The sequence below is a fragment of the Streptomyces sp. NPDC045968 genome (genome assembly GCF_056430475.1).
Genome location: NZ_JBWKLF010000002.1, coordinates 719,931 through 741,770, shown reverse-complemented (window position 1 = coordinate 741,770; position 21,840 = coordinate 719,931). Strand labels below are relative to the sequence as shown.

17 protein-coding genes and 1 pseudogene are annotated in these 21,840 nt (G+C 67.6%); 11 read left to right on the top strand and 7 right to left on the bottom strand.

Annotated elements, in window-relative coordinates; genetic code table 11:
• Positions 1-118: 118 nt before the first annotated feature.
• Complete coding sequence (locus AC07FA_RS08900) at positions 119-508, bottom strand: hypothetical protein (protein WP_479074110.1); 390 nt, start codon at positions 506-508, stop codon at positions 119-121.
• Between the two features lie 329 nt (positions 509-837).
• Entirely contained in the window at positions 838-1,311 is a 474-nt protein-coding gene (locus AC07FA_RS08895) for a GtrA domain-containing protein (protein ID WP_479074108.1), read from the bottom strand.
• A 313-nt stretch (positions 1,312-1,624) separates the two neighbouring features.
• Here AC07FA_RS08895 and AC07FA_RS08890 point away from each other — a divergent pair.
• The 6 genes and pseudogenes from AC07FA_RS08890 to AC07FA_RS08865 form a co-directional block, all read left to right on the top strand.
• Positions 1,625-2,283: pseudogene (locus tag AC07FA_RS08890) on the top strand (alpha/beta fold hydrolase); the annotation flags it as partial.
• Between the two features lie 1,149 nt (positions 2,284-3,432).
• Positions 3,433-4,446, top strand: a complete 1,014-nt coding sequence (locus AC07FA_RS08885) for a hypothetical protein (protein ID WP_479074106.1) — start codon at positions 3,433-3,435, stop codon at positions 4,444-4,446.
• A 70-nt stretch (positions 4,447-4,516) separates the two neighbouring features.
• Positions 4,517-5,782 carry a DUF4145 domain-containing protein gene (locus AC07FA_RS08880; protein WP_479074104.1) on the top strand — a complete coding sequence of 422 codons (1,266 nt, stop codon included), beginning with the start codon at positions 4,517-4,519 and terminating at the stop codon, positions 5,780-5,782.
• A complete protein-coding gene (locus AC07FA_RS08875) occupies positions 5,779-6,636 on the top strand; it encodes a carbohydrate kinase family protein (protein ID WP_479074103.1) in 858 nt (285 codons plus the stop codon). Before AC07FA_RS08880 ends, AC07FA_RS08875 begins: the two co-directional genes overlap by 4 nt.
• Positions 6,633-7,259 carry a 2'-5' RNA ligase family protein gene (locus AC07FA_RS08870; RefSeq protein ID WP_479074101.1) on the top strand — a complete coding sequence of 209 codons (627 nt, stop codon included), beginning with the start codon at positions 6,633-6,635 and terminating at the stop codon, positions 7,257-7,259. Before AC07FA_RS08875 ends, AC07FA_RS08870 begins: the two co-directional genes overlap by 4 nt.
• Positions 7,256-8,035: an inositol monophosphatase family protein gene (locus tag AC07FA_RS08865; RefSeq protein WP_479074100.1), complete on the top strand. Its 780-nt coding sequence runs from the start codon at positions 7,256-7,258 to the stop codon at positions 8,033-8,035. Before AC07FA_RS08870 ends, AC07FA_RS08865 begins: the two co-directional genes overlap by 4 nt.
• 25 nt (positions 8,036-8,060) lie before the next feature.
• Here the strand turns inward: AC07FA_RS08865 and AC07FA_RS08860 are convergent, their stop codons facing one another.
• From AC07FA_RS08860 to AC07FA_RS08850, 3 genes are all read right to left on the bottom strand, one after another.
• Positions 8,061-10,193 carry a UvrD-helicase domain-containing protein gene (locus tag AC07FA_RS08860; protein WP_479074099.1) on the bottom strand — a complete coding sequence of 711 codons (2,133 nt, stop codon included), beginning with the start codon at positions 10,191-10,193 and terminating at the stop codon, positions 8,061-8,063.
• Positions 10,194-10,288: 95 nt separating this feature from the next.
• Entirely contained in the window at positions 10,289-12,457 is a 2,169-nt protein-coding gene (locus tag AC07FA_RS08855; protein WP_479074097.1) for an AIPR family protein, read from the bottom strand.
• Positions 12,458-12,555: 98 nt separating this feature from the next.
• A complete protein-coding gene (locus AC07FA_RS08850) occupies positions 12,556-14,139 on the bottom strand; it encodes a serine/threonine-protein kinase (protein WP_479074095.1) in 1,584 nt (527 codons plus the stop codon).
• Between the two features lie 220 nt (positions 14,140-14,359).
• On the opposite strand from AC07FA_RS08850, the gene AC07FA_RS08845 reads away from it, so the two are divergent.
• The 3 genes from AC07FA_RS08845 to AC07FA_RS08835 are packed head-to-tail and all read left to right on the top strand — an operon-like array spanning position 14,360 to position 16,801.
• Complete coding sequence (locus AC07FA_RS08845; RefSeq protein WP_479074094.1) at positions 14,360-14,797, top strand: hypothetical protein; 438 nt, start codon at positions 14,360-14,362, stop codon at positions 14,795-14,797.
• Positions 14,798-14,849: 52 nt separating this feature from the next.
• Positions 14,850-16,289, top strand: coding sequence for a hypothetical protein (locus tag AC07FA_RS08840; RefSeq protein WP_479074093.1), 1,440 nt, complete (start codon positions 14,850-14,852; stop codon positions 16,287-16,289).
• Positions 16,286-16,801 carry a hypothetical protein gene (locus AC07FA_RS08835; protein WP_479074091.1) on the top strand — a complete coding sequence of 172 codons (516 nt, stop codon included), beginning with the start codon at positions 16,286-16,288 and terminating at the stop codon, positions 16,799-16,801. Before AC07FA_RS08840 ends, AC07FA_RS08835 begins: the two co-directional genes overlap by 4 nt.
• A 13-nt stretch (positions 16,802-16,814) precedes the next feature.
• On the opposite strand, the gene AC07FA_RS08830 is transcribed toward AC07FA_RS08835, so the two are convergent.
• A complete protein-coding gene (locus tag AC07FA_RS08830; protein ID WP_479074090.1) occupies positions 16,815-17,330 on the bottom strand; it encodes an ATP-binding protein in 516 nt (171 codons plus the stop codon).
• A 166-nt stretch (positions 17,331-17,496) separates the two neighbouring features.
• On the opposite strand from AC07FA_RS08830, the gene AC07FA_RS08825 reads away from it, so the two are divergent.
• Positions 17,497-18,360, top strand: coding sequence for a helix-turn-helix domain-containing protein (locus AC07FA_RS08825; RefSeq protein WP_479074266.1), 864 nt, complete (start codon positions 17,497-17,499; stop codon positions 18,358-18,360).
• Positions 18,357-18,569 (top strand): DUF397 domain-containing protein, encoded by a 213-nt coding sequence (locus tag AC07FA_RS08820; RefSeq protein WP_479074088.1) that lies wholly within the window; start codon positions 18,357-18,359, stop codon positions 18,567-18,569. The genes AC07FA_RS08825 and AC07FA_RS08820 overlap by 4 nt, the downstream gene beginning before the upstream one ends.
• 59 nt (positions 18,570-18,628) lie before the next feature.
• Here the strand turns inward: AC07FA_RS08820 and AC07FA_RS08815 are convergent, their stop codons facing one another.
• On the bottom strand, positions 18,629-21,838 hold the full coding sequence (locus AC07FA_RS08815; RefSeq protein ID WP_479074087.1) for a type I restriction endonuclease subunit R: 3,210 nt from the start codon (positions 21,836-21,838) through the stop codon (positions 18,629-18,631).
• Positions 21,839-21,840 lie beyond the last annotated feature (2 nt).

Here is a 21,840-nt window from a genome sequence, read left to right as displayed (position 1 = left end):
GGCTTCGTCCGGAGAATCGCGGGGCGCGAAGTGCCCGCCCCCGGGGCGCGGGACGAAGTCGACGAGGTGGCCCGCCTGGTGCACGAGCGCGTGAGCGGCGATCCGCGGCTCGCCGCCCTCAGCCGTCGAATTCCTGGGACTGCTGCGCCTGCGGCAGTGGCGCCACCCGTAGGCGTACGCGTGCTTCGACGAGGCCGGAACCATCCTGGACGCGATGGACGCGCACGACGAGGGAGCCGCCGATCTCCCGCGCGCACGGGTCCTGTTGGAGCGTCACCGCGGGGGCGGGCCCCGCGCGGCCTCGGGTGGACGCGAGGCGGCCGCCGAGACTCTGAGCAGGGCGATCGACCGCTTCCGGGCGCTCGGCGACACGTACAACACGGCCCGCGCGCTGACCGACCTCGCGGAAACGCGACTGGAGGGCGACGAGACGGACGCGGCGCTCCCCCTGATCGACGAGGCGATCACGACGCTCACCGGGCTGCGAGCCGAATACCACCTGGCCCATCTCCGGGGCATGCGCGACCGCTGCACGGCCCCTGAGGCCGGTGCCTCTCACGGAGCGGCGAGCGGAACGACCCGCACCCGCCGTGAGGGGCCGGTCGACCTGCTCACGGGAGCCGGCACCGATCGCGCGGGCGCCCACGACAGTCAACCAGCGAAAACCGTCCGGCGGGCGACCGGGGCGGTGTCGGGGGCGTCGGCATCAGTGACGGAACGGGCCGCGCACCTCGTACGAAGGTGCGTCCACGCATGGGGCGCGACCGCCCGCCCCGCGCCGCGCGCACCAAGCCCCGCCCGGCGGTCGGGGCGCCGTCCAGGGGCCCGCACGGCACGTCAGGCGGCCATCGCCACCGACGCCTTGCCCAGTGCGGCATCACCGGCCGTCGCCCGCTCGGCGAAGACGACGACCCGCAGAAGAGCGAACCGCCCGACACCCGCCAGCGCCGAAGCCGACAGATAGACGGTCTGCTCGACCAGGGCCGACGGTTCGGGCCGCACGGCGTACAGACACAGCAGCGCCCCCGTGGTGAACGCATAGCTCACGGCCACCGTCAGCCCTGACTGGAGGTGGACCCCCCAGCCGCTCCGCCCGCTCCGGAACGAGACCCGGCTGTGTAACTCGGTCGCGATCAGCGTGGAGACGACCGTGACCAGCGCGTTGGCGAGGGCCATCGGCATCCGGTCGTTGAGCAGGACGAGCACCCCGCTGGAGGCGAGCCCGACACCGCCGCCGCATACGACGAAGCGCACGAAAGCCGCGAGAGCCGGGTGAGTGGCACGCGTCGGCCGGTGCGAGGGGGCGGTCACGGGAGTCCTCCGGAGGTTGTGTGAAGCGATGCTTCGATTCCACCCCAGAACCTACGGACCGGTCGTCACCCGAGCGAACGGGTTTATCCCCGACTTCGCTGGGGGGTTACCCCCATGGCCGTCTGGGGGTCGCCCCCGGCCTCGGAAGCACCGCCGGTCCCGGCGTCCCACCCGAAACGTGGTCGAAATGCCCCGTGCGGCAGAGGTTTCTACGCTGAGCAGAGAGCACTGAGAAGGAATCGGTGACACGACAGGAGGCGAGCCTGTGACCGACGCCCCGGAACCCGGACCGCACGCGTCCTGCGCGGAGCGTCTGCACGCGGTGGGCGACCATGATGTACGCCTGAGCCACCACGTGGTGCACGGCTAGCGTCGCGCGCACCGGATCGTGGGCGAGGGTCCGGCGGTCCTCCTGATCCACGGCATCGGTGACTCCTTGGCAACCTGGGCGAACCTGATCCCGGGGCTGGCCCGGAACACACGGTCATCGCCCCCGATCTCCTGGGCCACGGCGCCTCCGACAAACCGCGGGCCGACTACTCGGTGGCGGGCTACGCGAACGGCATGCGCGACCTCCTGGGAGTCCTGGGCATCGAACGCGCCACCCTCGTCGGTCACTCCCTTGGCGGTGGCATGGCGATGCAGTTCGCCTACCAGTTCCCCGAGCGCACCGACCGCCTGATCCTGGTGAGCGCGGGCGGAGTGGGCTCCGACGTCATCCCCGTCCTCAGGGCCGTCTCGCTCCCCAGCGCCGACCTGATGCTGTCCGCCCTGCGCCTGCCCGGCATGCGCGCCCAGGTGGGCCTCTTCACCCGCCTGATGAAACTGCTCGACACGGACCTCGGCCAGGACGCCGCCGACCTGGTGGACGCCCTCCCCGACGCCACGTCCCGCAGCGCGTCCATCAGCACCCTGCGAGCGGTGGTGGACTGGCGCGGCCAGGTCGTCACCGTGCTCGACCGCTGCTATCTGGGGAGGGCATGCGCTCGTCGAACGCGGCGAGCGCGCGTTCGTTCGCCCCTGCGAGGCTCTGTGGTGTGCCGTCGCCGTAGCTACGTTCCTGGCCTGCCGCGATGTCGGCCATCAGCTCGTTGACTGCACGATCCACATCGAGCGGGTCACGTTCTTCCTGATGGCGCTGGGCCGCCGCAACCCGGTGGCCGCCATCGCCTCGGGCCGCATTCTCGCCCGGGGCCGCAGGGCGTGGCTCGCTCCGCGCTTCCCGGAGCCGTTCAGGGCGCCCTGAACCGGGCGGAGCATTCGCATGCCAACGCCCCGGGATGCCCAGGCGTGGTGTGTTCATAGGCGGGGAAGTGGCCGCTTGAGGCAAGCTTTCCCCTCCGCCTTGCTCAGGACGCTCCCGCTTCGACCGGGAACGGACTCGAGTCTCCCGTCCAGGGCACGTCCAGCCCGTCGCAGGCGACGAAGAGCAAGGTCTACAACCCGGCGTTCAACGACCTGGCCACCGCAGAGAGACCGTGAACCTTCTCGTCGGTCTGAAACGGCTACGGTCCGCTGGCCCAGAACCCGCCCGTCACCTCGGCGTAGGTCTACTGGAGCGGGACCTCAGGCCGTATCGGTAGCCACACCAGCATCCTCTCCCGCCACGATGGCGGCGACATACGGGCGGTGGTCGACGAGAGCGCCCCCAACTCGTTGGTGCGGGGCTCGGCTCGGCAGGTGGCATACACGACAATGTCGTCGACGATCGCGTGGGAGCGTTGTTGATCGAGTTCGGTACACAGGGCGAGGTGGGCGCCCGGTAACCTGTCCCAGCGTCGCGCAGTATTCGGGGGAAGCGGGGGTGCCGGTGCAGGAACAGAAGGCTTGTGGCCAGGTTCTTGGTCGTGGTGCGGAGGCGGGACACCGGTGACCGAGATGGGTTCCGTCGCCGGCGTGCGCCAGGCGCTTACCGTCATCCTGCCGGTCCGGCTCCCGGCAGCGCCCGGGTGGCAGGAGGGTCCCTTACCCTTCGAGCTTGGTCACCACCGGACCGATGTGGCGACCCGGCAGACCTACTTCACCCAGGCGGCCGGGCGGGCGTTGTATGGAACGCCGGACCGGCCCTGCCGCTGGCACCGGATTGCCGACGTCACACACGGTCCTCTGCGACTGCACGGCATGGAGCTCCTGCACATCGCCACCGCACAGGATCATCAACATGCCCTGGCAGTCCTGCACTTCACCGTCGAAGGACCAGTGCTCCTCGATGTACTCCGGGCCATCGGCCGACGGGAATCGGCGGAACTCGACCCGCTCACCGGACCGATAGCCCCCGAGGCGCTGCTGGACGGCATCGCGGAGGCCAGGACCACCGCGGCCCCGTTCGCAGCCGCGCACGCCTATACGGTCGCTTTTCTCACCCCCGGACCGGCGCACACGGCCGTACTCCGTGGCGAGGACGCGCTCCCGGCCACCGCTGAGCGCTGGCTCTGGTCTCTCGCCTCCCGCTCGAACGAGGCCGACTTCCCCACGCCTCCTGAGCAGTTGCGGGACCAGACCGCACACGCCGTACGGATCTCCGCCGACTGGAGCGCGCTCGTACTCAGACACGGCGCGGCGTTCCTCGGCCATCGCCCGGACCGGGGCGACGGCGACTTCTACGACTTCGCGGCCTTGCACGTCCGCTCGGTCTACCTCGATGCCATGCTTCTCGGGATCGCCCAGCGCGACCACATCGACGAACTCACCGACGGGCTCTCCGCCGTCTTCGACGGTCCCGGACTCGGCCGGCGTGTGGCCGCGCTGGAACTGGACATCGCCGGTTTCCGCAGCACCTACTGGCGCCAGCATCTGACGGCCCACGGCCCGGCCAATGAACTGCTAGTCGCCTATCAGGACCAGTACCGGCTGCCCGAGCGCTTCCAGGACATCCTCGCCGAGGCCGCCGACTATGCCAGGCTCGTACAGACCCAGGACGGCCAGCAGGTCGCCGGGGCTCTCGGGGTCCTCACCATCCTGGGCCTGCCGCTGGGGACCGCACTGAGCATCCTTCAGGTGCTGGGTGACGAGAAGCCCGGCCATCTCCTGATCGCCCTCGGTGCAGCGTTCGCCGCCACGGCCATGGCCTTCGCCACCCGCTACGGGCGCCTTGTCCTGGCCTCTCTGAGGGGCTGGTCGGGGCGGCGCGATTGAGAGAGGCTGGCCTGCACAAAGGCCCTGTCGGTACCATCAGTTGCACACTGCCGAAGAGGACACGGACGACGTGACGGTCAACGAGCGTGAGTCGCTCCGGCTTTACAAGAAGGCTCTGAGATACGCCGAATCGGATCCAGAGGTGTTTCTCAGTACGGCGAGACGGGCGGCGGAGTCGATCCTCTTGGACATTGCCATGCAGGAGGCAGTCGGCTCCAAGCCGACGCTGGAATCCCTGCTTACGGTGCTCACCGCCAAGGGGCTTGTACCTTCGAAGGTCGTGCTCGCCATTCGCACGATTCAGAACTACGGCAACTTCGGCAGCCACGCACACAAGGCGGCGGACGAGGAGATCTCCGCCGAGGACGTACGGCCCTGTCTCAACGCGCTCACACAACTGGCCGCCTGGTACGGACAGACGAGCTCGTCTCTCGCCGAGAACGAGGAGCGGCATGCACTCGCCGCTGTGCAACACCGGGCCGGAACGACACGCCTCGCTGACTCGACGCTCATCGTGGTGAAGGCTCTCCTGCTCGGCTGCGGCTTCGAACAGGCCCTGGCCCAGCGTAACCACCGGGTGGTTTCGGTTCAGCGGCCCTGGTCGGATCACCTGGTAAAGGATGTCGCGGAGCGCGGGCTGGACCTTGCGATCTACAACGAGCAGCGGCTGACGCGGATGACCGAGGACGATGAGGAACTCCGCTCCCAAGTGGTGTCCGTCGGACGGGTGGGGCACTCCATGGGTGGCCGAAACTTCTACCTGCTTGCCGCGCGCGGGGGGCGTTGGGGAGACACGACAGCGGTGGAATTCCTCCGGAATCCGGCAGGCGCCGAGATTGCCGTCCCCCGGCACAGCGATATGTTCGCCAATATCCTGGCGGCGTTCTCGACGGACGAGGCAGGACTGCACGAGCGCGGCATACGGATTCTCGATGTCCCGCACCATCTCGGTCTTGAGCTCTTCCATCTGAACAGGGATGTCCTGGCGGTCGGCGGGCAGAACTTGCGGATGCATGCCCGGGACGAGGACGACTACTTCGAACTGCTCAACTCGGACACTCTCCCGCAGAGTGCGCAGGCCCAATTACGCTCGGCCGCCGCTAATGTGCTCATCGCCAACCGAGTGTGGCTCGCCGAGATGAGAATGCAGCCGGCGGAGCTCCACCGCGAACTGATGCGCAGGTTCCATGACATGGGCTCGGACGAGGAACGCTTCGAAGAGCTTGTGCACGACCTGATCACCCATGCCTCGTTCCCCCACCAGAGTAGTCAGCACAGCCGGGAACGCCTTGTGCGGCACGTCCTGTTCGAGAGTTACCGGCTGGGGGACCCGTGACGCGGCCGAAGCGTGTGCTTGCGGTCGGAGGCACTAACTTCGACATCATCGTGGCCGCGGAGCGCCTGCCGGAGGAGCACGAAAAGCTGCGAGGCAACGCGTACGCGGCACGGCCCGGGGGTTCTGCTGCCAACACGGCCCTGGGCCTGGCCCGGCAGGGCTGCGAGGTCCGTCTGGTCTCCGCGGTGGGCGACGACGTGCTGGGCAAACTGTGCCTGGAGGACCTGCGCGCCGGTGGCATCGACACCTCGCTGATCCACCTGGACACCTCGGAGCGGACGAGCATGGCAATCGTGTTGTCGTCCGGGACCGGGAAGCGGATGATGACGTTCGCCGGAGCCGACCGTGACCTCGCGATCAAGGCCGTCACCGAGCACGATGTACGCGATGTGGACCATGTGCATGTCGTCGGCGAGCCCTCGCCATCCCTCACGCGTGTCGTCGACCTCGCCCGCCGTGCCGGCCGCTCGGTCTCGGTCGAATGGAACGGTCGCGACATGAGCTCCCTCGCCACGGACGTGCAACTGAATCTGATGAACGCGGACGAGGCGCGTCGGCTGCCCGGGGCGCTGGTGGACGACGACGCCGGCACTGCGCGCCGGTACGCCGAGCGGCTGTCCGGAGATGTGATTCTGACCATGGGGTCCCGCGGTGCCGTCTGGGCATCGCCCGTCGGTGAGGTCTTCCACGAGCCGACGGAGGCCGTCGAACCCGTGGACCGTACCGGAGGCGGCGACGCCTTCAACGCGGGTGTCATCGCGGCGTGGCTGCACGGGGATCCGCCGACAGCCTGTATGCGCCGCGGGCTCGATGCGGCCTTGCACGTGATTTCGAGGATAGGAGCTCATCCATGACCAGATGGCTTGGTGTCGCATTGCTTCCGAGCGCGGACCACACCCGCACTGCGATCCAATTGCAGAAAGACGTGGGGGGTGAGCATCGGCTTCAGCCCCCGCTGAGCCCGGAGGGAAACCTTCCTCATCTCACCGTATTCCAGGGCCCGTTCGTGGACACCCTGGACCCGGTGCGGGAGCTGGCGAGCATCGGCGCCTCGGTGAGCCTGCCGAGCGAGGTCCATCTCACCTCCACGGGAATCGTCTATCAGCCCACGGGCTGGCTGTTCATGTCGGTCGAGCGGCCACTCCTGCTGGACAAGCTCCAGGAATCGGTCCTGGGCGTACTCGACCCCTACCTCGACCGCTCGGCGTTCGACACGGCCAAGGACACCAGCAGGTTCACGGAGAGCGAGCGCGCGAGTTTCACTCGGTACGGGTACCGGTACACCGGCGACGCGTACGCGCCGCACATCACCCTGGGCCGAACTGGCGAAGAGGCTGCCCTGGAGCTGGTCAGGACCGCCCCCGAGAGGACCTCCGTACCGGTCCATTGGACCTTCGACCGCCTCAGCTTCTATGTGATGGGGGAGCACGGAGCCCATGCCGAGAAGCTTGTCGAGCGGCCGCTCGACCTGACGTGAGTGAGGACCGGGAGCTGCGCGCTGTCGCCGAGGAGGCCATGGACGCGGGGGCGCGGTGGCTCGCCGCGGCGGGGGACGAGTGGGTGCGCACGCGGGTCAAGCCCTCGGGCGAAGAGGTCACGGACGCTGATGTCGAGGTCGAGCGACGGGTGACGCGTGTCCTGAGGCAGCGCACCCCCGGGATCCCGGTGATCGGCGAGGAATCGTCCGACGAGGGGCCGCTGCCGCCCAGGTGCTGGCTGCTGGATCCCATCGACGGCACGATGAATTTCACCCGGGGTGCCCCAGGACACGCCCTCTCGCTGGCGTACGTGGCGGACGGCACGCCGTCCTTGGGCGTGGTGCATGCGCCGGCCCTCGGCAGGCGCTGGAGCACGGGGGATACGCGTCCTGCGTCCACCGGTCCGGCCGGTGCAGTGGAGTTGTCGCGGGCGGTAGTCGGCCTGACCGGCGTCGGTTCCGGCAGGCCTCGAGCCGGGACGTTCATCGGTCTGCTGTACGACGAGGCTTACCGCGTCCGCTTGCAGGGGGCCATGAGCCTGGACCTGGTGGGCGTGGCCGAGGGCTGGCTCGACGCGTGTGTGTGCATCGGACCCAAGCCGTGGGACGTGGCGGCCGGGACGGCGCTTGTGCGGGAACGCGGCAAGGCGGTGCTTGGCCTGGATGGGGGAGAGTTCGGGTTCGGCTCGCCTGTCCTGGCTGCGGGCTCGGAGCCACTGGCCCGTGGGCTGATGTCCGTGTGGCGCTCGATCGCCTCAGAGGAGGGGCGTACCTGAGAAGAGGCTTCCTCCTGTACCACCCTCAAGCGGCTCCCGCCTCGACCAGGAACGGACTCGGGTCGCCTGACCAGGACACGTACAGCCCGTCGCGGGCGCGGGTGCAGGCAACGAAGAGCAAGCAGCGCTCGGCCATGAGGTCCGCCTCGTGCTGGAGGCGGTCCACTTCGACCGGCGTCACGGCGCGCGGAAAGGGCAGCGCCCTTTCGTGAACCCCTATGACGGCCACGCACCGGAACTCCAGCCCCTTGAAGGAGTGCATCGTTCCGATGCGTACGGTCGGCGCGTCCTCGGATGCGTCGGACCGTAGCTGTGCGGCAGGGATGCCGGCGGCCGTCAGTCGTTCGATTGCATGGGCGCAGTTTTTGTTGAAGCGTGCGCTGACGCCGATCTCGCCGGGGCTGACACCGGCCTCGGTCCAGGTGCGGACCTGCGCGACGAGCGCGTCCAGTTCGGCCTCCTCGGAGGCAGCCGCGTACACGGCCGGGCCGCTGCCGTGGAGGGCAGAACGGTATCCCAGCAGGGTCTCGTTGCGGTCGTCGTCCTCAAGTTGTGCGATGGGACGGCCGACGAGCAGTGCAGTGGACCAGCTGAGGATCTCGTGGGTGCTGCGGTAGTTCTTCCGCATCTTCGTCGAGCGGCCCGCGACCTTGATGCCGAGGGCCTTGAGTGACACCTTCGAGTCGTAGATGCGCTGGTGGGGGTCACCGGCGATGAACAGGTCGTCGGGGCGTGGGGGAGCAGCGGCGCGCAGGAGCCGCCACTGGGTGGGGTGCAGGTCCTGCGCCTCGTCCACGACGATGTGGCGGTACAGAGGTCCCTTTGATTCGAGCAGGTCGGCAGCCTCGGCGCACGTACCCAAGTAGGTGCGCAGGCCGTCGGTGCTGAGCCCGTCGGAGAACTCCTGGACCGTACGCCACACCAGGGGGCGTTCGGCGGCAGGGAGGCGGCTGCCTCGCCCACGCCGGTCGGCAACCTCGTACTCCGCCGGACTCCGCAGGTTCTGCGCGAGGATGACGTGCTTGTACTCCTGCACGAGGAACTGGATCGTGCCGGTGAAGCCGGTGGTGCGCGCGGCCTGCTCCCAACGGGCCTCCTCCTCGCCGCCCCGCAGCGGACGGCGTGAGGTGGAGACGACTCGGCTGGCCAGGGCGTCGACGGTGGTGATGTCCACGCGGTCGCGCAGCTCCTCGTCCCCGACGAGTGCCGCAAGCCCGTTGCGCAGCGCGGCGACGAGAGCGTTGGTGTAGGTGGTCAGCAGGATGCGCTCGCCGTCGCGCAGGTACGCCAGCAGGTGTCGCACCCGGTGCAGCGCGACGACGGTCTTGCCGGTGCCGGGGCCGCCTGTCACCTGCGCCGGCCCGGAGTAGCTGGCCCGGTAGGCGACCTTGTGCTGGGAGGGGTGGAGGAAGATGCGCCAGGCAGTGAACGGCTTGTCGAGGATGTCACGCAGCTCGTCGGAGGCGGTGATGAGGGCGATACGGGTGCGGGTGTGACCGATGGCGGTCGCATAGTCGCTCGTGTCCACCGGATCGGCGGAAGAGGTGGGGAGGTTGAGGGACACCAGGTCACGCCAGACCTCCTCGACGGTGAAGCCCTCGGCCAGGTACTCCAGCACTTCCCGCTGGTCCTGCGGGAAGTAGGGCGCGAACACCTCCAGCTGTTCCTTGGTGGTGAGAGCGCGGGCCTGGCGAAGGGTGGTCCCGTCGATGCCGAGGGCGGACAGGTCGCCGTCGGAGACCTTGGAGAAGAGCCGGTCGTCGGGCGCGGCTGCCATCTGCTCGTACGCGGGGGTGAGTTCATCGAGCATCGCGATGTCGCGGATCTCGATGGCTCGGGTGACCGCGTTGATGCTGGCCTTCTGTTTGATCGCCCAGGCGATGGCCTTGTCGTGGGGCATTACGCGCAGCAGGACGAAGGTGTCTCCGTGGTCCGGGGCGAGGACGACGCCGCGTGTGCCCTGAGAGATTCGGATGGTGCGGATGTGCGGGTCCTTGGCCTGCTTCAACGTCTCCAGTTTCAGACCCGGGTCCTTGAAGAGCTGGTCCAGCGTGAGGCATTCGAACTTCTCCCAGGCCCCGAACACACCCTCCCGCACGGAGCCCTGAAGTTTGCCGAGCTGGGCGCAGAAGCCGATGTCGAAGGCAAGGTGCGGCACGGAACAGTTCTCCTCACGCGAGTGCGGGGCGCGGCGGCGGGTGGTGTCGCCTCCGCGGCCGAGACGTGGACGGCGTCTCGGCCCGGGGATGTCCGTCAGGCGACGTAGATGGGCTCCGCGCCTTCGTCCGGTTCTTCCAGTTCGTCGAGAACCCGCCAGGCCAGGTCGGCCAGTGTCTCGCCCGCAGCCGTGGACCAGCGCGCGGTTCCCTGGTTCGCCACGGGCCGCTTTTCCCACTGCGCGAGCTTCCACATGAGGGAGACCAGGCCTGAGGGTGAGTACGGATTGCCGTCGGCGGCCCAAAGGAGCGGCTTGGTGCGGTGCGGTCGCCACGTCGCTCGCGACCGCTTGTCGTCCTCGGCCAACCAGTCCCGCAAGGCCTCGGCCTCCAGCGGGTATCCCGTCGTGAGCGTGAGCGGGTCTCCCTCGGAGAGAACCGCCTTGTCGATCAGGACGGAGACCGCGTTCGGGCGCCGACGCTTGCGTTGGGCCGGTACGCGACGGTACTTGTCCGGGCTTGCGAGGCCCCCGGGCGCCGCTGCGGCGCCGAGTACATGGTCGGCGATCTCGCGGCAGCGGTCGACATCTGCGCATACGGCCCGGATCTGCGAGCGATCGGTATAGAGCTCGTCGATCGTGGAGGTCACAGCGGGCAACAGCTCGTTCACCAATTGCGGAACCTGCGCAGCGGCCTGAGCGGCCCACTCCAGTTTCGGGTCCGGCTCGTTGATGGCCTCGGTGTCGAGGCGGCGGAAGACCAGATGAGTGAGCAGGTAGGCGCCGTGCTCTGTGAGGGCGACGGCTCGTCCCTCGTAGCGCCGACGCAGGTCATGGAGATTGCGGCGGACCTCCCTGAGGACCCGCACTGTGTTCCACAGAAGGTAGGCACTCGGCTGCGGACGGAACAGGACGTCGTAGATGCCCTGGGTCCCCCGTTCCCACAGCACGTCCAGGGTCGTCGCGATGCGGGCCGCGTACTGGCTGTCAGGGTGCGCGCAAGCCAGTGCGCAGGCGGCCTCGACGACCGAGCAACCGGTGTCCGGATGCGGATCCAGTTCGCTGCGGCGGACGCTGTACTCCAGCCCGAGTTCGGCACGCATCTCCTCGAGGATGGCCGCCTGGACCGAGTCGAGAGCGATGAAATCGCGTGCTTCCACGCGGTTCTGACGGTTTGTGGCCTGCGTGGTCTGCTTGGCGAAGTCGGCGGCTTTGCCCGTCACGATGATGCGTACGCCGACCTGCGCCGACGCGGCGGCTTCGTCAGCGGCGACCGCCTCGGCGACGGACCTGACCGTCTGGGCTCCGTTGACGACACTGGCGTTGTGCAGTGTCAGGCTGAGCGGTCGCGTGTGCGGCGTTCGCATGGACTGCTGTGTCTTCTCGACCGACTCGCAGAGGACGGTGACACCGTTGTTGAAGTACCAGAAGTGGGCCGGTTCCTCGGTGAGGGTGTCGATCAACTCGTTGTTGATCGGCGTCCTGCCGAGGGGATCGCGGATGTTCAGGTTGAAGAGGTTCGAGCCGTGATCCACCCACTGGGCCACCTGTTCGGCCTCGATGACACCTTGATACGACTCGTACGGAGCGCTGATCGCGAACCATGGGAACAGATCGGCCGTGAGCTCGACAGGCCTGGGCGCCAGATCCTTACGGACCGACGACCACACCTCCGGAGAGAGGATGACGCGATGGTCCAGAACGTCCCCGTGGCGGTTGAACTCCTTCTCTCCGTCGATCAAGGCATGGCGAAACCCCTGGCCCACGTCATCGGCCCGCATGAGGACGACGACCTGAGTGACCGGAACGGGTCCCTTCGACATGACGGTCTTTGCGAGCTCGGCCAGTTGGCGGCCACGGGGATTGAACGCGGCGAAGTCCTCGTCGTCGATGAGCCGCAGGCCTGACAGCAGCTCCATGACGGCCAGCCGCTCACCCTTTGCCGTGCCGTTCTTGCTCCATTTTCCTTGCACCAGATAGACGTGCGGATCCGGCCCGTCGACGACGGCGATGGCATCGATGCCTTTGTCGGCCACGCCGTCGATGACCGTGCGAGCTGCCTCCTGCGGACTGAATCCGGTAACCATACGAACGGCCTGCGCTGTCAGCGCCCGCGACAGCAGACGCGGCTCCTGCTCACTCGGTTGCATCCCTTCCAGGTCACTGGCATCGAGCAGCCCCGGGTCAAGATAGACGGTCCGCAACGCCTTTTCGACCTGGCGTACTTGCAGGATCACGTCGCCGTTGTTGCTGTCGGCATCCCTCATGCTCCGCCCCTCCCCATGACCCGACCACGCACGATTGGGTGCGCCTACCGCTCGGCAAGATCGTCCCACGTCCGATGGGGCCTACCAGGCTTTTCTCACTATTGGGAATCATCGAGCCCGAGGCGGATCACGGCGAGCGCCTCGGCGATCTCGACGCTCATCTCGTCCGCGGGCCCGAACAGCATGCAGATGTCCTCGTGGAGTGGTTCGAGAATCTGCAGGGCTTCGGCCGCACGTCCCTGGGCAAGAAGCAGCATCCCGATGTTGTGCCGCAGCTCGACTGCCTCTTCGCTGACGTCGCTGTCGAGGGTCCGTACGACGTCCAGTACGCCCTGGAGGGCGGCGAGCGCGTCGGTGACCTGGCCCAGTTCTGCGCGGCAGCGGGCGGCCTGGGCGCGGCAGGCACGGGCCTGCTCGCCGGTGGGGCCACTGATGCGGGCATAGGCGTCGGCGAGGCTGTCGAACTCCGGCAGGGCGGCCCGGTAATCGCCACCGAGGAGACGGATCGCGGCACGCTGGCGACGCAGCGCCAGAACCGGCTTGCTCTCGGACCCGAGGGCGAGAGCGGCGGGCGCGATGACCTCACCGAGCACTTCGGCGGCCTGCGCGAAGCGCTCCTCCTCCAAGAGGGCGTCGGAATGGTCGTACGCCTCCTTGATGTCCTGGCGCAGCTGCGCGGGCACGGGGACCGGTGGGACCAATGGGGCGGGGCCGGCCGACGCCGGACTCCCCGCCGCCGATGCCCGGGCACGTGCCCGGGGCGCGTACGGATGTCGGAACAGACCCGTCGGGTCGGGTACGCCGGCCGGCCCGGACTCGGCAGCGGTGGGCTCATGGCCGGGCGGCGGGAGGAACGGCAGCAGCCGCTCGTACACCTCCTGCGTGTCGGCGGGCCGCTGCTCGGGGGCCTTGTGCAGCAGGTGCAGGACCAGCTCCTCCAGCGCCTCGGGCACGTCCGGCCGCAGCTCCCGCAGCGGCGTGGGAGCTGCGTTGACGTGCTGGAACATGAGCAGGTACTCGCTCTCCGCAGAGAACACGACCCGCCCGCTGAGCAGCTCGTGCAGCACGCAGCCCAGCGCGTACAGGTCGGTCTGCGGAGTGATGCGTCCACCGCGTACCTGCTCCGGCGACATGTACTGGTAGGTGCCGACAGGACTGCCGGTCGCGGTCAGCTTGGTGACGTCGGTTCGCAGAATCGCCGCAATCCCGAAGTCGAGGACTTTCACCGTGCCGTCTCGGGCCACGAGGATGTTCCCCGGCTTCAGGTCGCGATGGATCACCGGTACGTCGTGGGCATGCGACAACACGGTCGCAACCTGCGCGGCGACGGCGACCGCCCAGCTGACGGGCAGAGGATGCTCGGGGTGGAGGTATGCGGAGAGCGATATGCCGTCGACGAGCTCCATCACCAGGAACAGCCGCTCGTACGACTCGTCGAGAACCGCGTCGTACACCTGCGGCACTCCGGGGTGCTGGATGCGCGCGGTGATGCGGGCCTCGCGGCGGAACCGCTTGGCGAACTCCTCGGCGAGTTGCGGGGAGGTGATCGACGCCTGCCGAATGACCTTCACGGCGACGGGCCGGTCGAGGACGGCGTCGTAGCCGCGCCATACGACGCCCATGCCGCCCTCGTTGAACGGCTCCAGCAGCTCGTACCGGCCAGAGATCACCTGCTGCGGCACCTTGCCCCCGATGTGCGTGTGCTGACCGGGGCGCACTGCGGCGCAGGCCCCGACATGGTTGGTGCCAAGTCTCTCCGGTAGCGCGATCTCCAGTCCAGCGATGGCGCGGCCGGCGGGAGAAGGGCTGGGACCTGTACGTCGCTTTCGAGCCGTTCGAGGGGGATGGTGAAAGCCGTTTTGTATGTTTGGCGGGAGCGATCACACTGACGGAGGGGAACCCATGGCCTGGGAAGAGTGGGATCAGATCAAGGCGGATGTGACCACCCGGCATGCCGTCCAGACACAGCTGAACCAACTCGCTCCGGTGGCAGGTGGCGCCGCCGGCTGCCCTGATCTCGCCTCGAGCCCAGCAGCGAAGAAGGCAGCGGCGAAGGCGATCAATGACGCACTGGAGCCCAGCGTCGAGAGAGACGGCAAGCACGCTGCTGAGAGTGTGAACGCAGCAGTCAAGGAGTTCGGTGCCAGGGATGGTTACGGTTGGGACACCTCCGCTGAGTTGAAGAAGGCGCACAAGACGTGGGAGAAGCAGGTCAAGGTGCTGCTCAGCCGCTTGGCGTCAGAGAAGCACGCCCTGGCAAAGACGGGCATCGACCTCCAGAACAACGATCTCGATGTCGCCGCGCAGCTGGCTCGGCAGTCCCGGATCGACAACTGCTGATCAGTCGACCGTCCGGCTCCAGGGGGGATGTATGCCGACCTACCACGAAGTGATGAGCACCGACCTGTCCAAGCTCACCACAGCCGCCGATAAGTGGCGCGAAATGGCGGGCAAGTTCAAGACGATCGAGGACCAGTACAAACGGGATGTCCATGGCGTCTCGCTCGGAGAGTCGTGGGTCGGCCTGAGCGCTGACGCCGCCAACTACCGGTTCACCGTGACGCTCATGGAACTCCAAGGGGCGCAGAAGGAGGCCGAGGCGGTTGCTTCCATCCTGAGCGAAGCGCACACCCAGCTCGCAGATCTCCGAAGCAGGATAGAGACCGTGCGCGCCGACGCCGTCAAGGACGGAATGCGAGTCTCCGATCAAGGGGTCATCGCCTTCGATACCGAACGGCTCAGCCAGAGCGCGCGCACCGCATACGTGCACGACCCCAGCTACCAGGAGAGCGCACGCGCAGCGGAGGCCGAGTGGGCTGACCGCCTCGGCCAGGCAGTCAAGTCGGTCACCGACGCCGACGACGGCATCAGACTTGCCCTTGCAGCCGCCGTTCTCGACCCCGACGCCCTGGACGGCACGTTCAACGGCTTCAACAGACACCCCACAGACAGCCCTTTTCCTTCCCTGGAGGAGGCTGGCAAGGCCGCCAACATGCCTGAGGGCAGGAAGGCTGTAGCGGAGTGGTGGCGTGACCTGGAGCCGGTGACCCGCGGCATCCTGCTGAGGGAGCGCAGCGACGAGCTGCGAGCGGCGGGGATCATGGACCCCCAGTACAAGTGGACGTCCGCCGACGAAGGCTCGGGAGCCTTCGACTCCGAGGAGCCCACACCCCGCGACCTGTTGTTTCTGGCCCGGGCAGAGGGAATCGCGGCTGGGGGTGACGTCACGGGAGAGGTCGCGGCGTCCCGCAACATGGAACATTACCTCCGCGGCACCGGTGAACCGCTCGACCTGGACGTCGACCGCATTCTGCATGCCGATTCCGGGTTTCGGTCCGAGATCGGCACGCTTCACGTCGCTGAGAATCAGCAGGCATGGCGCCAGAAGGCTCTCGATGAATTCGAGAGGGCGGGTGGCGACAAGGCGGTCGTCGTTCCCGTCGAAAGCCAGGCGCTCGGCCGTACGTTCGGTGAGGACGAATGGTTCCACGCGGTCGGGTCGCACCAGCAGAACGTCTCGGGCCTGGTCACTGTCACCCCGGGCGAGGGTGGCGAGCCCAAGGTCTCGCTCGACTACCAGGTCAACGTGTGGGACCGCTACAACTGGGACTCCGGCAAGGCGACGACGTTTCCCGGTGGAGTCGTTATCCCGGACGACGACATGGGACGACTGCACAAGGTGGGATTCGCTCAGGAATTCGACATGCGGGGCAGCAGCTCCACATTCACCCACGACCTGAACAGCGGCTCAGCCCCCGGGGTGACACCGGCAGATCCCGGCCGTGAAGGCTCTCGCGGGGACGTCTCGCGCGGCGACGAGGAGAACAGGTGAACACCCGATCCGCCCCCTGGACACGCCTGTTCGCGGCTCTCTGTGCCGCCCTGCTCCTTACCTCCTGCTCGAATGCCGACGCGGACGACCCGAGCGTGACCGACGGACGTACCGCGCACTGGGGAAAGGGCATGGGCGCTTCCGAGGCGTCCGAGTTCATGAAGGTGAAGGTGCCCGAGGGCGCGAAGGAGGTGAAGGGCGCCGTTCAGGTCAACCCGCAAGAAGACATCTACCTGCTCTCCTTCGTCACCGACGAGCAGTCTGCCGTAGGGATCGCGGAAGATCTCCGTCCCGAGAAGCCACTGCGCACCAGGAACCACGACCTTCCGCCCGCGACCGAACTCTTCGGGCACCTCGGTCTGGCTGAGCCGCAGACCCAGAAGGGCGCCCGTTGGGCGGGGGTGTGTCCGCCCTGCGTGGGTGACAAGCGACGGGGTGGAGTCGGGTGGATCGAGATCCACGTCCTTGAACTGGACGCTGACAACACCCGGGTATACATGCAGGCGTTCTGACCTTGTGTGCGACCTACGACTCGGCCGGCGGACTGCAGCCGTCGCCGGTGACGCAGTGTGCTTCGAGGTGACCGGTCAAGGTGAATGTCGCCCACACCGTCTTGCCGGGCCCGTCGATGCACGGATACCAGCCCCAGCGGTCGGTGAGTGCGGCCACCAGGAGCAGGCCGCGACCTCCGTCCAGATCGTCCGACGGTTCGGCGAGCACGGGGGTGCGTTCACCGCGCGTGTCGGTGACCTCCACGCGAACAGCCGAGCCCTCTGCGGACAGCCGAAGGCGGAAGTCACGTCCGGGTACGTGCCCGTGGCGTACGGCGTTCGCGCTGAGCTCCGCCACGATCAGCGTCAGCACGTCATGGGCATCGCTCGCGTAGGGGATGCCCCAGGCGTGGAGGCGTTCGCCGGCCAGGCGTCGGGCGAGACGGGCGCCGCGTGGGGTGGAGCTGAAGCGCATCGTGAAGTGGTGCCAGGGGAACAGGGGTTGGGCGGTGCGGGTGGGGCGTACGGGGAGTGGCTGCTTGCTCGTCATGCCTTCACGGTGACGCTCGGTGGCGTAGCGTGACCAGCGGTGACGCGCCGTCGAGTGCTCGTTGTACGCGATGGCGCGCGGTGTGTACGTGGCACGCCGCGTGACGATCTCCGGGGCGCGGCGTTGGGCCGGTGAGGTGGTGAGGCCGATGGACTCTTCGGAGCCGATGGGGCTGGGCGAGCGGGGCGAGCCGGGCGTACGGGATGACGCCGGGCCTCGTCCGGAGGACGAGCCGGGCTCGGGTGTGGTGACCGCGTTCGGGAGGCAGTTGAAGCTGCTGCGGGTGCGGGCGGGACTGGACCGGGCGGAGTTCGGCAAGCGGGTGGGGTACGCGGCGCAGTCGGTTGCCTCGTTCGAACAGGGGCGGCGGATTCCGCCGCCGAAGTTCATCGACCGGGCGGATGAGGTGCTGGACGCCGGGGGTTTGCTCACGGCGTTGAAGGAGGAGTTGGCGCGGGCGCAGTATCCGGCGTTCTTCCGGGACATGGCGCGGCTTGAGGCTGAGGCCGTCGAGTTGTGCGTGTACGACACCCACGTAGTCAACGGGCTGTTGCAGACGGAGGAATACACGCGGGCGTTGCTCGCGATGCGTCGCCCGTTGCTGGACGAGGAGACGATCGAGCTTCGAGTGACAGCACGTCTCGCTCGGCAGGGAATCTTCAGCCGCTGGCCTGCACCACTGCTGAGCTTCGTTCTAGAGGAGTCAGTTGTACGAAGGTGCCTTGGCGGAAAGCCCGTGCTGCGAGGCCAACTCGAACAACTTCTCCTCATTGGCCAGAATCGAAATGTGGAGATCCAGGTCATGCCGCTCGACCGTGAGGACAACGCCGGGGTGGACGGCCCATTCACCGTGATCACGCGCAAAGGTGGAGAGCATCTCACGTACATGGAAGTCCAAGGCCGGAGCAGCCTGCTGACAGATCGCGAAGAGGTCCGTCTGGCCGCGGCGCGCTATGGGATCATCCGGTCCCAGGCTCTCACTCCGCGAGAGACCCTGGGATACGTCGAGAAGTTGCTGGGAGAGCTATGAACACCGCAGAACCCTCGGTTGCCGTTCCGGAACTCGCCTGGGTCAAGAGCAGTTACAGCGGCGCCGAGGGTGGTCAGTGCGTGGAGGTGTCCGCCGCCCCCGGAGCCGTACACATCCGGGACTCGAAGACGGCCGCTGGTCCGGTTCTGACCGTCACCCCCCATGCGTGGGCCGGGTTCGTCGGGCTGGCGACAGACCAGCCGATTTGAGCCGTACGCAACAACGCGGGACCTGCCGCCCACCACCGGCGACAGGTCCCACGCGTACGTCACGCCGCGTCGTCCACACCTTCCTCGCGGCGGATCATCCGCCACGCCGCACGACGCGCGCTTCGGTTGAGGGAGGACTGGAAACCCTTGTCCGGCGCGAAGTACCGCTTGCCGAGGTCGGTGATGAGGCCCACGTGCTCCTCCACCTTGTCGGCAAAGACCTCGTCGAAGACTTCGCCGAAGTTCGCCTCGTCGTTCACGACGGCCACCCGGCGTACCTCGGAGTCCGCCACGGCGGCATTGAAGGCGGGCAGCAGGTCCTGCTCGGTGAAGTCGGTGCCGAACTTGCTGTTGAACCGGTCGATCAGTTCGGACAGCAGAGACTTCTCCGGCTCCTGGGCTCCCCCCGTTCCGTCGCCGAAGCCCGGCATGGTCGTCGGACCCTCGGGGGAGAGGCTGACATCGTGCTTGCCGGTCTCCTCCACCCGGAGGTGACTGAGGTCGACCTCTCCGATGTCCACCCCTCCGTCCGCCCTGCGCGGCAGCCGGTTGAGGAGGTGGCGGCCGTACAGGTGCAGCCGCTCAAGCTCGGCGTCTTGGTACGGGACGATCTGTGCGAGGAAGCCGTACTTGCGGACGTAGTCGTTGAGGTCGGCGCGGAAGTCCTCGGCGGTCTGCTTATCGTCCTCGTCGTCGCTCGCCTGGAGGGCGGTGAAGCGGGCGACGGCGGGGGAGAGCAGCCGGTAGAGCTCGGCGTGCAGCTTCTCCCATTTGGCCTGTGAGCCGGCCGCCTTCTCCTGGGCCTCGAAGTACGCCTCGGCGAACTCGTCCATCTCCTTCGCCGCGAGAATGGGAGCGGACATGACCCTACTCTGCGCCTGGTAAAGGAGGTTCGGGTCGGAGGGGAGGGTCATCGCCTCCTCGAAGTACGGGCGGAAGGCATCCTGGATGTCCTCGGCCTTGTTGACGAAGTCCAGCACCGCGAGGTCCGCCTGGGCCTTGCGTTCGGCGGTCCGGTTGAGCCGGGACAAGGTCTGTACGGCCGCGATGCCGCTGAGTGTCTTGTTGACGTACATCGTGGTGAGGAGCGGCTGGTCGAAGCCGGTCTGATACTTCTCTGCGACGACGAGAATCCGGTACTCCTGCTGGCCCTTCCCGCCGGAGCGGATCGCCTTGTCATCGGCGCGGGTGTACGCGAACGCCTTCGGTAGCGCGCTCTCCGCGATCCCGCCGTTCTCCTTCGGCTCGGTCGTCTCGTCGCCGTCGATCGTGAGCGAGCCGGAGAAGGCGACGAGAACTCCGAGCTCCGGATACTTGGTGTCGTACCCGCGGTCTGCGAGGTAGCTCTTGATAGCACGGGCCATCTGTACGGCAGACTGCCGCGAAGCGGTCACCACCATCGACTTGGCGCGACCTCCCAGCCGGCCGCGGGTGTGCGCGACGAAGTGCTCGACGATCACCTGCGCGTGCTGGGCGACGGTGTACTCGTGCGTCAGCGCGTACCGGGCGAGCAGCGGGTTCGCCTTGGTCGGGTCGACCTCCACCTCGTCGGGGTTCTTGTTGACGAGCTTCCAGTACGTCTCGTACGTGACGTAGTTGCGCAGCGGATCGAGGATGAACCCCTCCTCGATCGCCTGCCGCATCGAGTAGGTGTGGAACGGCCGGAACTTCGCCTCGCCCTCGACGTCCTGGAGCGTGCCGAAGAGCTGGAGCGTCTTGTCCTTGGGGGTGGCAGTGAACGCGAAGTAGGAGAGGTTCGAGGCCATGGAGCGGTTCTTGGCCTCCTGCTTCAACTGTTCCTGAAGGGTGAGGGCGGGCTCTTCCGCCTGTGCCTCCGTGGAACCCGGGTCGTCGGAGTCGGAGTCCAGACCGAGGTCGCGGAGGGCTTTCCGTACGTCGGTGGCGGCGCCGCCGGACTGCGAGGAGTGCGCTTCGTCCACGATGATCGCGAAGTTGGAGCCCTGGATCTCGGTGGGGTTGCGCTTGACGTAGTCGAGCAGCGCCGGGAAGGAGTGCAGGGTGACTGTGACGATCTTGCCGGTGTCCCGGGAGAGCGCCTTCGCCAACTGGGCGCCCTTTGCCCCGTACTGCTCGTCGATCTTCACGACGAGTCCCGCGGTCTGTGAGAAGCCACCGATCGTCTCGCGGAGCTGCGAGTCGAGGTTGCGGCGGTCGGTGATGACGATGACCTTGTCGAAGACCGGCTCGCCGGGGCGCACACCCGAGGCTAGTGCTTCGGTGGCCAACTCGCGCGGATCGGTGGGCGTGTGCAGGTCACTGAGGCGGTGGGCGAGCCAGCCGATGGTGTTCGACTTGCCGGAGCCGGCGGAGGCCATGACCAGGTAGTTGTGCCCTGCGCCGTGCGCGGCGGCATGCGTGGTGAGCTTTTTGACTGCGTCCCACTGCTGGTAGCGCGGGAAGATCGTCTTCTTTGTGCTGCCGCCCCCCGGCGTCTTCTCCTTGTGGACGTGCACGAACCGGTGGAGCAGGTCGAGCCAGTTGTCCCGCTGCCACACCTGCTCCCACAGGTACGAGGTGGAGTACGTGCCCGGCGCGCTCGGCGCCGGGTTTCCGGCGCCGCCCGGCCGGCCGGGGCCCGCGGAGCCGGTGTTGAAGGGCAGGAACTGGGTCTTCTCACCGCGCAGTCGGGTGGTGACGAAGACGAGGTCCGGGTCGACCGCGAAGTTTGCGACTACGCGGTGCTGGAAGATCAGCTCAGTGGCGTCTCGCTTCGTGCGGTACTGGGCCTTGGCGTCCTCGACCCCTTGCCGGGTGAGCGGATTCTTCAACTCGGCTGTGGCGAGCGGGATTCCGTTCAGGAACAGGGCCAGGTCGAGCTCGTTGTCCTTGTCGGCGCGCTTGGTCGCGTACTTCAGCTCACGTACGACCGTGAGGCGGTTGGCCCGGTAACCATCGAGCACGGAGTCGTCCGCGACGAGGTTCGGCTTGAAGTAGGCGACGCGGATCAGGACGCCCTGGTCCTTGACCCCGTTGCGCAGCACGTCGATGACGCCCCGCTTGGGATCGGCGAGGGCTTGGCCGAGCCGCTTGGCGAAACCGCGCTGGGCGTCGTTCTGGTCACGGTGGTAGTAGGTGTCGACGAGGTCGTGCCACGCGTCACCCTGGGTCTCGCCGATGAAAGTGAACAACTCGTTGGTGTCCAGGCCGAGGTCTGCCTGATAGTCCTTCGGACTCGCCTCGCGCCAGCCGCGCTCGGACATAGAGGCGACTATGGCGTCGCCGAAGGCGGACTCATGGTGAACGGCCATGA

Excerpts from the sequence above, each read along its gene's own strand:
- AC07FA_RS08900 (WP_479074110.1), bottom strand. The coding sequence starts at position 508 with ATGGGCCAGGTGGTATTCGGCTCGCAGCCCGGTGAGCGTCGTGATCGC.
- AC07FA_RS08885 (WP_479074106.1), top strand. The coding sequence starts at position 3,433 with ATGGAGCTCCTGCACATCGCCACCGCACAGGATCATCAACATGCCCTG.
- AC07FA_RS08870 (WP_479074101.1), top strand. The coding sequence starts at position 6,633 with ATGACCAGATGGCTTGGTGTCGCATTGCTTCCGAGCGCGGACCACACC.
- AC07FA_RS08855 (WP_479074097.1), bottom strand. The coding sequence starts at position 12,457 with ATGAGGGATGCCGACAGCAACAACGGCGACGTGATCCTGCAAGTACGC.
- AC07FA_RS08845 (WP_479074094.1), top strand. The coding sequence starts at position 14,360 with ATGGCCTGGGAAGAGTGGGATCAGATCAAGGCGGATGTGACCACCCGG.
- AC07FA_RS08840 (WP_479074093.1), top strand. The coding sequence starts at position 14,850 with ATGAGCACCGACCTGTCCAAGCTCACCACAGCCGCCGATAAGTGGCGC.
- AC07FA_RS08830 (WP_479074090.1), bottom strand. The coding sequence starts at position 17,330 with ATGACGAGCAAGCAGCCACTCCCCGTACGCCCCACCCGCACCGCCCAA.
- AC07FA_RS08825 (WP_479074266.1), top strand. The coding sequence starts at position 17,497 with ATGGGGCTGGGCGAGCGGGGCGAGCCGGGCGTACGGGATGACGCCGGG.
- AC07FA_RS08820 (WP_479074088.1), top strand. The coding sequence starts at position 18,357 with ATGAACACCGCAGAACCCTCGGTTGCCGTTCCGGAACTCGCCTGGGTC.
- AC07FA_RS08815 (WP_479074087.1), bottom strand. The coding sequence starts at position 21,838 with ATGGCCGTTCACCATGAGTCCGCCTTCGGCGACGCCATAGTCGCCTCT.